Genomic DNA, 523 nt, shown 5'->3' with positions numbered 1-523 from the left:
CTGCTGATGCGCTCATTGCTCGGCTGGCTGCGTGGCGAGAAGCGCCATTGCAGCATGGTCGCGATCCCGACCATGGCGCAGGAAGACACACGGCGACCGGGCCGTGAGCGGCAGAGCCTGGTCAGCGACCAGACGCGGATCGTCAACCGCGTCAAAGCCGTCCTCGCCCTGGTCGGCATCGGCGGGTTCAATCCGAGGCTGCGGAAGGCGGCGCAGAAGCTCCAGACGCTGCGTACCGCAGAGGGAACGCCGCTGCCGGACAATACCCATGCGGAGCTATGCCGCGATCTGGAACGGCTGAGCCTGGTGCGTGACCAGATCCGTGCCATCGAACGCGAACGTTTGCAGCGTCTCGCCGCTGCGCCGGCCGCAGCAACGGGTCCCCATGCGATGGTTCGTTTGATCGCAAGGGTCCTCGGCATCGCCATCGAGACCGCCGACATGCTGGTGCATGAGGCGCTGTCGCGCAATCTGCGTGATCGCAGAGCTGTCGCGCGCTATGCCGGGCTGACCGGCGCGCCGG

General features: G+C 67.1%; 1 protein-coding gene. It reads left to right on the top strand.

Annotated elements, in window-relative coordinates:
• Positions 1 to 523 (top strand): transposase (locus SO139_RS46405; protein WP_498542181.1); only part of this gene is annotated, 523 nt, incomplete at both ends.

The organism is Bradyrhizobium sp. UFLA05-89 (assembly GCF_059803475.1).
The sequence above is the reverse complement of the archived record's forward strand: the minus strand, read 5'-3'. Positions and strand labels throughout refer to the sequence as shown.